Origin of the sequence: Haloferax profundi, assembly GCF_001469865.1 — an archaeon.
Taxonomy (GTDB): domain Archaea; phylum Halobacteriota; class Halobacteria; order Halobacteriales; family Haloferacaceae; genus Haloferax; species Haloferax profundi.
Window position 1 is genome coordinate 21,331 of record NZ_LOPV01000440.1, and the last position, 11,053, is coordinate 32,383.

The 11,053-nt window shown below is 63.0% G+C and carries 11 protein-coding genes; 1 reads left to right on the forward strand and 10 read right to left on the reverse strand.

The genetic code is table 11. The annotated features are described in order from the left end of the window. Positions 1 to 2: 2 nt before the first annotated feature. From AUR66_RS15030 to AUR66_RS15070, 10 genes are all read right to left on the reverse strand, one after another. Positions 3 to 2,489 carry a DUF2309 domain-containing protein gene (locus AUR66_RS15030; RefSeq protein WP_058573083.1) on the reverse strand — a complete coding sequence of 829 codons (2,487 nt, stop codon included), beginning with the start codon at positions 2,487 to 2,489 and terminating at the stop codon, positions 3 to 5. Next, positions 2,479 to 3,966 (reverse strand): proton-conducting transporter transmembrane domain-containing protein, encoded by a 1,488-nt coding sequence (locus AUR66_RS15035; protein ID WP_058573084.1) that lies wholly within the window; start codon positions 3,964 to 3,966, stop codon positions 2,479 to 2,481. Before AUR66_RS15035 ends, AUR66_RS15030 begins: the two co-directional genes overlap by 11 nt. 364 nt (positions 3,967 to 4,330) lie before the next feature. Next, the gene (locus AUR66_RS15040) at positions 4,331 to 4,813 is read right to left on the reverse strand and encodes an Lrp/AsnC family transcriptional regulator (RefSeq protein WP_058573085.1); all 483 of its coding nucleotides are present in this window, start codon (positions 4,811 to 4,813) and stop codon (positions 4,331 to 4,333) included. Between the two features lie 50 nt (positions 4,814 to 4,863). Continuing rightward, positions 4,864 to 6,609, reverse strand: coding sequence for a PH domain-containing protein (locus tag AUR66_RS15045; RefSeq protein ID WP_058573086.1), 1,746 nt, complete (start codon positions 6,607 to 6,609; stop codon positions 4,864 to 4,866). Next, positions 6,606 to 7,070, reverse strand: coding sequence for a PH domain-containing protein (locus AUR66_RS15050; protein ID WP_058573087.1), 465 nt, complete (start codon positions 7,068 to 7,070; stop codon positions 6,606 to 6,608). Before AUR66_RS15050 ends, AUR66_RS15045 begins: the two co-directional genes overlap by 4 nt. Positions 7,071 to 7,148: 78 nt before the next feature. Then, on the reverse strand, positions 7,149 to 7,910 hold the full coding sequence (locus AUR66_RS15055; protein WP_058573088.1) for a DUF7260 family protein: 762 nt from the start codon (positions 7,908 to 7,910) through the stop codon (positions 7,149 to 7,151). Then, positions 7,901 to 8,899 (reverse strand): metallophosphoesterase family protein, encoded by a 999-nt coding sequence (locus AUR66_RS15060; RefSeq protein ID WP_058573089.1) that lies wholly within the window; start codon positions 8,897 to 8,899, stop codon positions 7,901 to 7,903. The genes AUR66_RS15055 and AUR66_RS15060 overlap by 10 nt, the downstream gene beginning before the upstream one ends. Beyond that, complete coding sequence (locus tag AUR66_RS23095) at positions 8,896 to 9,021, reverse strand: hypothetical protein (RefSeq protein WP_269432610.1); 126 nt, start codon at positions 9,019 to 9,021, stop codon at positions 8,896 to 8,898. The genes AUR66_RS15060 and AUR66_RS23095 overlap by 4 nt, the downstream gene beginning before the upstream one ends. Positions 9,022 to 9,116: 95 nt before the next feature. After that, on the reverse strand, positions 9,117 to 9,563 hold the full coding sequence (locus AUR66_RS15065) for a hypothetical protein (RefSeq protein ID WP_058573090.1): 447 nt from the start codon (positions 9,561 to 9,563) through the stop codon (positions 9,117 to 9,119). Positions 9,564 to 9,638: 75 nt separating this feature from the next. Next, positions 9,639 to 10,325, reverse strand: a complete 687-nt coding sequence (locus tag AUR66_RS15070; RefSeq protein ID WP_058573091.1) for a YqjF family protein — start codon at positions 10,323 to 10,325, stop codon at positions 9,639 to 9,641. Positions 10,326 to 10,438: 113 nt separating this feature from the next. Here AUR66_RS15070 and AUR66_RS15075 point away from each other — a divergent pair. Further along, positions 10,439 to 11,053, forward strand: a 615-nt coding sequence (locus AUR66_RS15075) for an aldo/keto reductase (RefSeq protein ID WP_058573092.1), incomplete at its 3' end; no start/stop codon positions are given.

Below are 11,053 nucleotides of genomic sequence, written 5' to 3' on the forward strand. Positions count from 1 at the left end.
AGTTAGTCGTCTGCCGCCGGCGGTGCGACCGACTCCGCAGTCAGTTCCGGCTCTTCGACCGCATCGCCTCTGTCGTACGTCTCGTCTGCCACCCACGCGAGGTTCCCGTCGTACTCGAACGCCTCGCCGTTCTGCGTCGGATCGACGACGGTCAGCGAGAGCCAGCCGTTGTCCAACAGTTCGGTGACACCGGGGTTCTCTGCGAGGACGGCAGTCACACGGTCGACCGGAGCGTGAATCACCACCGAGAGGCGCAGTGGTTGGTGATATGGCTCGTCGTCGGCCGCCATGACCGACTGGAGCGGCAGTCCCGTCATCAGGTCGCCGCCGTTCCCCTGGTAGACGCCGACGTTACCGACAGGATTGTGGGTGATTTTCGACCCGCTCCCGTAGACGGCGTTGTCGACGGTCGAGAAGTAGTATTGCATGTTTATCCACTGGGTGACGACCATCGGTCCTCCCACGATGGCCGCCAGCGCCTCGCCCGATTCGTCCTCCCGCCAGTCGTACGAGTGGAGGAACGAACGACCGTCGAGGTCGAGCCCTTGCGTGAGTGAACGGGGGCCGATGACGAAGCCTGCGTTGCCGGCGAGTCCCCACTCGGGACGTGTCTCGGCCCAGTCTGTGGCGCGGCGTTCGGTCTCGCGAGTTCCCGGTTCAGATGCGTCCATCGACTCGGTCCGCTCTGCGGCCGACCCGGCACGGGCGGTTTCGAGGTCGGAACGAAGCTGTTCGACGTCGGCCTCGTGGCTCTCCGGAACCGGCGCGGTAAAGAGCGTCACTTCGTCCGTCGTCGTGTTGTGTTCGCCAGCGACGAAGACGGTGTCCGACGGAATGTCGAATCCGCGGTCACGGAGCGCTGACTTGACCTCGTCGTCGTTACAGATGGCCGCGAGGACGCGAGCGCTCGGGCCGCCAGCATTGCCCGCACAGGCACCACAGTCGAGGCTGGACTCGAACGGGTTGTTCGCGGTCTGACTGGCGTGGCCGACGAACGCGACGACCCGTGCGAACTCGTCCCACCCCATCAGTTCGAACGCAGTCGCGGCGTACTCGACTTTCTCCGCCGTGGACAGGCCGTGTGGGAGGTCTCCATCGACGTCTGGGTCGTAGTCGAGTGCCGGTGCACAGAAGTCAGCGTCAGAGGGGACCCGCTCGGAAACACCGGTGAGGAAGTCGTACACACGCGCCGGGAAGAGCGTCCGTGCGGTGAGTGCGACACCGTAGCCACTGCCAGCGCTCTCGACGAAACTGAACACAGTCCCAGCGTTCGATTTGAGGGATTTGAGGACGTTCGTGGCAGCACTGGTGGCGTTCGCCCACGTGTCGTAGCGTCCGTGTTCGTGGTCACACCCTTCGACCGGGTTGTCGGCGACGTAGTGTTGCGCATCGAGAATCGGCGGGCACGCGTCTATCGTAACCCCAGAGTCGTAGGCTTCGTAGCGCATCGGGATGCCGAAGAAGCCTGCGTAGCCGTAGGTCTCGTAGGCACCCGCGTCCTCGACGTGCCGACGAATGACCTCCGAACGGGTGTCGATACAGAAGACGAGTTGTGCATCTGGACGACCACCGTCTTCGAGAGCGACGGCTTGTTCACCGTCTCCGGATGCGGATGCTGACTGACTCTGGTCGGCTACCGCCTCGACCAGTTCGGTGCGATACGTGGCCTCCCACGCGTTCAACCAGAGCTCGGGGAGTGGAACACCGTCGTCCCACTGTCGGTCACCTTCAGTGCGTGTCGAATCCGCTTCGGCGGTCGGCGGGCCGAGCGGTGCATCGAAGATGTCTGTGAGAACTAACCGGACGGCAAGGTACTCCGTGAGCGTGATGGGGTACTTCGATTGCCAGTCTCCACCACTGGCAGCCCGCTGTTTGATAAATCCGGTCCACCCCGGAAGCCTGCTGAGGTGGAACTCGAAGAGGTCGACTAACTGGTCGCGTGGATACGTGGAGACGGCCTGTTCGATTGCCTCTATCGGGTCGTCTGGAAGGGTCGCGACAGCGCTCGGGTCCGGGAGTGACCGGTCGTAGCGCGCTACCGAACGGAACGCAGCGTAGAATCCACGTTCACGGTTCGGCATCGGCCACGAAGCGTGTCCTTCGTCGAGGAAGGACGCGAGCCACTTCGTCAAGATTGTGTCCACCTCGTCGTGAGGACTCGACTCGTCGGCCTCGGTGGTCGACTCCTCGTCGGCCTCCATACGCGTCAAGAGGGCCGATGGGTCGTCCTCGTATCCGTGTGCACGCAGTTCGCGCCGTAGGGTCTCCGGGTCGATTTGGCCCGTGTTGAGCGCGGCGCGAAACACGTCCGTACTCGGGTAGCCGTGACCGCCGAAGAGACGCTCGGCCTGTTCGACAGCTTCGTGGAACGGTTGGTCTTCGAAGCCACTGAGTGGGTTGGCCGTCACGAACGAGTGAAGTGGCCAGACCGACCCGACAGTCGTTGCAGCTTGTTCGATAGTATCGCGAATCGTCTCGTTAGTGCTCATTGTACTCCTCTCTAGTTGTCACGATGGTTCCGGATGCAGGGCGCGTCGCGTTCACGAGTGCCGCGTACAGGCGCGTGCTCTGGCGGTAGACTCCGCTCTCGATAGCGAGGTACGCCAAGACGAACGCCGCCGCAACGACGACGTGAACGGGCGTCAGTTCGGTGGGGGCCGTGACGATTGGAACACCGACCAACGCGTGTTCGATGAGCTTGTACACGGACGCGTACACCGCGATTGCTGGAAGGAACACCAGCGGAACGGCCCCGTAGCGAAGGAACGCGGGCAGCGCCGTATGGCGAGCCGTCTCGCGGGCGGCGTGCATCGTGGTCAGCACGACGAGTCCTGCGAGGAGCAACCCGCTATCGAACGCCATTCCTTCCCCGGTTGTGACGGCGAACAGGACGCCGCCTGCGAGTGCAGTCAGCACTGTCGTGACGATGCCTGCGACTCCCGTCGAGTGCGTCACGGTGCGCTTTCCATCGGGGCTCCCGTGTTCGACACGGCTCCCCGAAGAGAGGAACTGGTACGCTTTGTAGAATCCGTGCAAGATGAGGTGGGTGATGGCGGCACCGAAGAACCCGAGTCCTGCCTGCATGAACATGAACCCCATCTGTCCGACGGTCGAACAACCGAGTTGACTCTTGATGTCCGTCTGGACGGTCTTTAGAAGCTTCCCTACGAGGGCACTCGCCGCGCCCGCGACCACGATTGCGAGCATGAAGCCGCCGTCGACAGTGACGACCGGTGCGAACCGGAGTAACAGGATTCCTCCCGCGTTGACGAACCCAGCGTGCATCAACGCCGACGCAGGTGTCGGCGCGGTCATCGACGACAGTAACCACGTGTGGAACGGGAGCAGTGCAGACTGAATCATCGCCGCCAACAAGAGCATCACGACCGCGAACAGAACGGTCACAGAGGATGTGACCTCCGCCGAGGCGACACCAGAGATCGTCGTCGCGCCAGTTTGCCACCACAACGTCGCGAACGAGACAGCGAGTAACGCACTGCTTCCCACGAAGGAGCGACGGGCGTGGGTCGCTGCCGTACGCGCGTGCCGCCACGAATCGACGTGACCGATGAGGGTGGCCATGACGAGCCCCATCGTCAGCCACAGCGCAACGAACACGACGAGCGAGTCTGCCGCGACGAGTGCCATCACGACGAGTGTGAACGCGAATACGTTGCCGAAGAATTTGGTGAGCGCACTGTCTCCGGCCATGTAGCGCCGTGAGTAACTGTGGACGATTCCACTAAAGAACGTCACGACGACCCACATCACGACGGTCAGACCGTCGACCGAAAACAATCCGAGAAGCGACCAACTCTCGGAACTCGACACCCGAAGTCCGGCCAGAACGAGACTCACCATCCACAGGAGCCACACGACTCGCGTGAGAGCCACCGGGAGGCGTGGCGTCGTCGTCGCCGTCTTCGAAAGCGGTCCAACCTGAGGTGATCTCGTCTCGTCTGTCATCGTTGTGGGCTGTCGACAGCCTGTGAGCCTCCCTTTCCACGTGAGTGGCCCGACCACTGACTGTCTTCCTCGTATCCAGTACGAACGTATTAGTTAATAAAATCTACCATCCGAACAATTTGTTCGCAGATTTCCTCAGCAGGGAACGCTATAGTCGATGTTAACAATTACCAGACGCTCGGTCGAATACGTACTGAAGGCTCAATTTTTCCCTGTCGTCGTCTTCACCATCGCTCGGTGGGGATTCGCTTCTCTGGACCCATTGCACACGCTGTTGGAGTGGCGAGTCTCACCGCGCGAACTGTTCGGCCTCGCTTACAGCGATGTGAAAAGACGCGGTGTTTGCTGTGGCTTCGCGCCCCGTTCACTCGATATCTGTGGACTGCTCGCTCGTGAATCCTCCGAACGCCGTCGTCTCGTGGGTTCGAACGAGCACCTCGTCGGCGACGGTCAGTCCCAGTTCGAGTAGTTCCTGTGCGACCGGTGTGACGTCGTCGTCGTTCTCGCCGACGACTGTGACGAGGAGGTTCTTCTCGCCGGTGACGAGTTCCTGTACGGAGACGACCCCATCGATAGCCAATACGTCCTCTATCATCTCGCCTCGTTTGGGAATCGGTGCGGTACAAAACAGGAGCATCTTGAACGGGAACCCCGACTTCGGATAGTCGATGACGGCGTTGTACCCTTTGATAACTTCCTCCTCTTCGAGGCGCTTGATGCGCTTTCGAACGGTGCTGTCGGACGTTCCGGACCGTTCTGCGATGTCGCCCGACGACAGATTTCGCGCGTCCTCTTGCAGGGCGTGGAGAATCGCGCGGTCAACGTCGTCGATGCGGTGGTCGACCATGTCTGTACGTCTCGAGGATGTGAGAAAGATATTTTGCTCTCCCGAGTCGGTCAGCGACTGTCTGTCTCGTTCTCTGCGTCGTCGTTCGACTCGTCGTCACCGGCATCCGGACCAGCATCGTCGTCAGCGACGGTGACGTCGTCGGCCTGTCGGTCGTTGACGCTCTCTTGCTGCTCCGTTCGTGATTTCGGAGTACGATAGACGAACGGGTCCGTCTGGTCATCGGACGACAGGCCGTCGGTGTCGGGCGCGTCCGCCTGCGTGTGACTGTCGTCAGTCGGGCCGACACCGAGTGACGCTTGGCGGGCACGTCGTCGTTCTTCACGACGTGCGGCGAGTGCGTCACGGAGTCGGTCGTCGAGTTCGTCCCGAAGGTCGGCGGCGGCAGCGACTTCGATATCGACCGCTGCCGCGTCACCGCCGACGATAGAGAGACTCCCGGCGGTGTCGGCCGTCACCGTCGAGACGCGCCAGCGACGCTGGAAGATAGTCCGCGTCTCGATTGTCGTCTGGATGCGGTAGTACGGGACGAACCGAATCTCGCGTTTCCAGAAGCCGTTTCGGGTCACGAAGTGATTCTCGGTGAGGGCGCGTCCGCGGTGCCGCCACTGGTAGACGCCGGCCACGGCAGCGACGGGGGCGAGTATCATCGGCGTGTACCACGGAATTCCGCCGAAGATGGTGTTCGCCCCGTAGAGGCCGAGGACGATGGCACCGATAGCGAGGAGGTACCGGACGACGTAGCGGCGGCGGATGCGTGTCGGTGGGCGCTCGAACGTCGGTTCGGTGACGCCTTCGAGTTCTTCGACGAGTGCTTGCACCCGGTCACGGGTGGCGAGGGGAATCGCTGCCTCCGACCCGCGGCGCGACCGACTCGCGCTGGCACCGTTGTCCGCGCCGGGAGCGTACCCCGCCGTCTCCACGAGGAGTGTCGCGTAACCGAATCGACGCTTCAGCGGGTTGTCCTCGATGGTGAGTGTCTGGAGTTTGTCCACGGGTATCGACCCAGTGTAATGCTGGATGAGGCCGCGTTCGTACTGGAGTTCGTCGCCGACGCGGGTCAACTTGAACCCGTAGTAGTTCACCACCGACGAGGCGAATCCGGCGGCCCACGAGGCCGCGGCGATGAGGAAGGCGATGGTGGCCGCGCCGACGACTCCTGCGGCGATACCTCTCGTGGGGATTGGAACGTCCACGAACGAGGCAGCGATTGGGAAGACACTCGTCGCGAACAGGAAGACGATGCCGGGCAAGCGCAGGTCGAACGAGAGTGCCCCGACGATAGCGAGTTCCCGCGGTGTCAACTCGAAGAGGACGTCACGGTCCGGTTCGGGAGCGTCCGGTGCGGTGTCGCCACGCTTCAGTCGGGCGACCTCCTTCTGGATACGCAGGGCTTCTTCGTAGGTGACGAAGCGGAGACTTCCTTCGGTACCACCGCCCCCGGCGGTTTCGAGGTCGACGGCGGCGAGGCCAAAGAGTCGTTGGGCGACGTTGCGGGAGATATCGACGTTCTGGATGCGCCGGTACGGAATCTCGCGGTTGCGGCGTGAGAAGACACCAGACCGGATGTCGAGGGTGTCCGAGGTGAGTTCGTACTCGAACCGTTGGTAGTAGGCGAACTCGTAGCCCGCGATAGTGAGGACAGCGAACCCGACGAGGGCAACCGCGCCGAGTCCGCCGAGGAACCCACCGAACGCAGCACCGCCCGAGAACGCGAGAAACGCGAGGGCGAAGACGATGCTGATGCTCCGCTGTGCCGCCCGGTACGGAACCGAGAGTGGCGAGAGGTGCGTCATACCGCGTCGTCGCCCTCGGCCCGGATGGCGAGTCGCTTCAGGCGGTCCTGGAGGTCTTCTGCACCCTCGGGCGTCAATCCGGGAATCGACACGTCGGCCCCGCGCGACCCGGCGGTGTAGACGATCGTCGACGCGAGACCCGCCAGGCGTTCGAGGGGGCCACGCGCCGAATCGACGTGCTGGACGCGGACGTACGGAACGACGGTGTAGACTTTGGTGAGGACGCCCCGCTGGAGGTACAGCGAGTCGTCGCGGACCTCGTATCCCCACGCGCGGTAGCGGAGCAGGGCGTATCCCACGCCGCCGACGAGCAAGACGAAGCTAATCACGACCGGTGCAAACGTGGGAATCGGAAGCGGAGTAAACAACACTCCTGCTGCTGCCACGCCGCCGACGAGAAGTGCAAAGACGACTGCGCGGGCGACCCAGAGGAGACGAATACGAGGGTGGAGGCGGTTCATCGGAACCCCTCCGCAGGCGTGAACATACTATAGTTCAGGGGTCGCCGTGAGTAGATAAATATCTGTGGCCGAATCGACTTACGGTGTCGAAGCGATGTGGCGTTCGACGCGCCGTTCGGCGGTGTCGAGTGTCTCTCTCACGTCGGCGAGAGTCGCCAAGACGGGGTAGCGACACGGAAGGTCCTCGTACAGGAACTCGGTCACGTCAGGAATCAACGACGAGAGCGCTCGACGATGCGCGACGAGTGTCTCCTGTCTGTCCGAGGCGATGGTTTCGAGTCGCGACCGGAGGACCGACACCTGCTCGTAGAGCGCCAGCAACTCGCCGAACCCACGCTCGGAGAGCGGTCGGTCGTCGAGCGCTACGAGTCGGTCGAGAAGCGACGAGAGACGCTCCCGCATCGATTCGATAGACGCGGTTTCCTCGTCGAGTACCTCGATGAACTCGTCGCGCTCGGAGCGTGCTGTGGCCGCCGCCGAGGTGACTGTCTGGTGGAGTGCAGGTGAGAAGACACTCGCCGACTGGAACGCCACGGCGACGTCGGGTCCGAACTCGGCGACCATGCTATCTTCGAACGTGTCACCGTACTCTTCGTCGTAGTGCGGAACCGACATCACGGTGCGTTCGTAGGAGCGCCGGACACGCGTGAGCGACCCGTCGTTCGCCTGGACGTGTCCGAGTGATTGCGCGGCCATCGGTGTCTGCGCCGGTGTCGTCGCCGTCAGGTCGCTGAGGTCGCTTCGGAACGCGCGAAACGCTTCCCGTTCGTCCACGCATCGGCGACGTTCCCGTCGCAGTGCCTCTTGGGCGGCGTCGAGTCGAGTGAGACTCACCGCCATCGAACCGCCCCCGGAACGTCCGACCCGACAGGTCGGTTCGGCGGCGTTCGTTCGTCGACCAGTGGGAACGACGAGAGGAGGCCACGGTCGGCGTGGGCGGCGATTCCCTGTCCGTGTGCTGCGCCCCTGCTCGCGAGGGTGTACGCCTCGGCGATTCCTTTCGGACCGGCGAGGGGGACGAGTCGAATCGTCGTCCCCATCCGGTCGATGTCCACGAGCAGGAACGATTGGGGGAACGAACACGTGGCGGGTGCGATTATCTCCCGGACACCGTCTCGAACGGCAGTCGCGGGCCAGTGGATGTGACCAGAGAGAACGAGTGGAACACCGTGTGTGGCGAGAATCTCTGTCAGGGCCGAAGCGTTCCGGAGTTGATAGAAGTCACCATCGGGGAACTGACCGGTGTGTTGGCGGGGGTGGAAGAGGTTGTGGTGGAGGACGACGAGCGGTGTCGTCGCGTCAGCGAGGTGTTCGTCCAACCAGCGGAGGTGCTGGTCGGGGATGACTCCTTCGTGCGAGTCGTACAGGTCGAGGTCAGGACCACCGCTGGCGGAGTCGAGGCCGACGATATCGACGCCACCGACCCGGTGGACGAACGGGAGTTCGCCAGTCGAGTATCGGTCTGCAAATGCGCCCGGCGTCGGCGCGTCGTAGTCGTCCCACCGCTTCGGCACGTCGTGGTTGCCGGGAACCGATACACACGGAGTCGGGAGGTCTGCGAGAATCTCGTCGACGACGGCGTACTCGCCGGGTCGCCCGTCTCGTGTCAGGTCGCCGAGGACGACGGTGGCATCCACGTCGAGGTCCGTGATGGTCGAGACGGCGGTTCGGAGTCTGGTCTCGGTTCGGTGGTACACTTTCCACGTTCCCGACCCCGTCGGGGTGACGTGTGGGTCCGAGACGACGGCGAGTCGCGTCGGCGTCCGCGAAACCGGGCGTGCGAGTCGAGCGAGCACAGGTCCGGCAGAGGGGGACCCCGCCCGCCTCATCGGTCTATCGTGCGGGTGTACGTGCCCAGTTCGGTCGTTCTGTGGACGCGAATCTGCCCGGATTCGGGACACAACTCGATTCGAAGTGACGTATCGACGACGCCTGACTCGTCCCCTTGCATACACGCGTATCCACCAGTAGCGGAGTGATAAACATATCGCACAGAATATATATTTTAGAGTATAGGTATAGATAACCTCTGGAGACCTCAATAGTTCAATTGAGGAGGAGTCCGGCGTCGAGGAGGAGCAAGACGGCGACGAGGGCGGCACCGAGGTAGAACGGCGCAGCGTTCTCTGCAGGGGTTCGGACCTTCTTCTCGACGAGTCCGTCTATCGCCCGACTTCGCCCGACTTCGACGAGCGCGGTCAGGACCAACCAGAGGACGAGCATCGTGAGGACGAGGTGTCCACGGCCCGACCCGAAGAGACTCCCGACGGTGTAGCGGGTGCCGGCGAGGTGACCACCCGTGACGAACATGAGGAGTGCGGAGACGCGCGACCCCATGGTGAGGCGAGAGATTATCGATTCGAACGCGGCGGCGCGGATGTTCCCGGCGCGCGCGGTGGGCAGGACGGCGAGTGCGAAGAACAGGACGCTTCCCGTCCACAGGCCGCCGACCAGCAGGTGGACCGTTGCCATCACGGTGTCGATGAGTGCCATGTCTGTGGCGTTCGTTCACCGATGCTTGAAGGTTTCACCTTCGACTGGGGCGGGATTTCGTCGTGCCGACGGTCGTCACCGGAGTATCGCCGGTGGTTCCGCGGTCACGTCGATTTCTCTCGCGTAGTGGACGAGTGGGTCGCCCCCGGGGTGGTCGAACCCACAGGCTTCGAACAGCGTGTTGGCCCGAATCTCGGCGTCGACGTCCTGTATCGGCCACGGGTCGTGGTCGATGATGCCCACCACGATAGGCCACTCGTCGGTGTAGAAGCGGTAGTTCTCGACGAGGAACTCGGTGAGCGACCCTGGTTCGGGTTGTTCTGGCTCGCCGACTGGCCGATACGTCGCGTCGAAGTGCGCGGCGGGCGAGTCGCGTGAGGCGGGGCGATAACTCTGGAAATCGATGGCACCGTCTCGCGACTGCACGGACATGGTCGCGTGGTGATACGCCAGACGAAACCCCATCCGAGCAGTCAGCACCCCGAGGCGGTCCGCCGCTTCGAGGGTGAAGAAGTAGACGCCCTTCTCTCCTCCGTCGGCGGGTTCGACGTACGTCCGGAGGTTCACTTCGGGAAACGAGAGGCCGAGAGGTGACCCTCGGGGGCGGATATCTACCATGTCGAACGAGACGACGCCAAGCCACGCGTCTCCATCGTACGTCGCGACAGAGAGTTGGTCCGGGAGATGAGACTGGACGAGTTCCGGGTCCACTGGCCAGTGAGCGAACAGTGTGTCTCGCCAGCGCATCGACAGGAGGTCCATGTGTGGTGTAGGGACTGGTGACGGGAGTCGATTTCGGCAGATTCGTCGGGTGTCGACGGTCTTCGACACCCGCGCGCCGAAACGACCACTTTGTTGGCCGTCTATCATCTACTATGGTCGAAAACGCGAGCGGAACCTTCGACATCGGCGGCGAGTTGACAGTCCACCGACTCGGATTCGGCGCGATGCGCATCACCGGTGAGAACATCATCGGCGAACCCGACGACGTCGCGAACGCGAAGAAAGTCCTCCACGAGGCCATCGCCCACGGCATCGACCTCATCGATACGGCGGACTCCTACGGACCGGCCGTCTCCGAGCGTCTCATCGGCGAAGCGCTCGCACCGTACCCGGACAACCTCGTCGTCGCGACGAAGGGCGGGTTGCTCCGGAACACCGACGGCGACTGGAAACCGAACGGCGACCCCGACTATCTCCGAAACGCCATCCTCGGAAGCCTCGACCGACTCCGCGTCGACACTATCGACGTGTATCAACTGCACCGTCCGGACCCACACGTCCCCTTCGAGGAGTCGGTCCACGCGCTCGCAGAGATGAAAGACGAAGGGCTGATTCGACACGTCGGCCTGTCGAACGTCTCGGTCGAGAAACTCGACGAAGCGCGCGACATCGTCGATATCGCGACGGTCCAGAATCGGTACAACGTCGCGGACCGGGAATTCGAAGCGGTGCTCGACGCCTGCGAAGGCTCCGACATCGGCTTCATC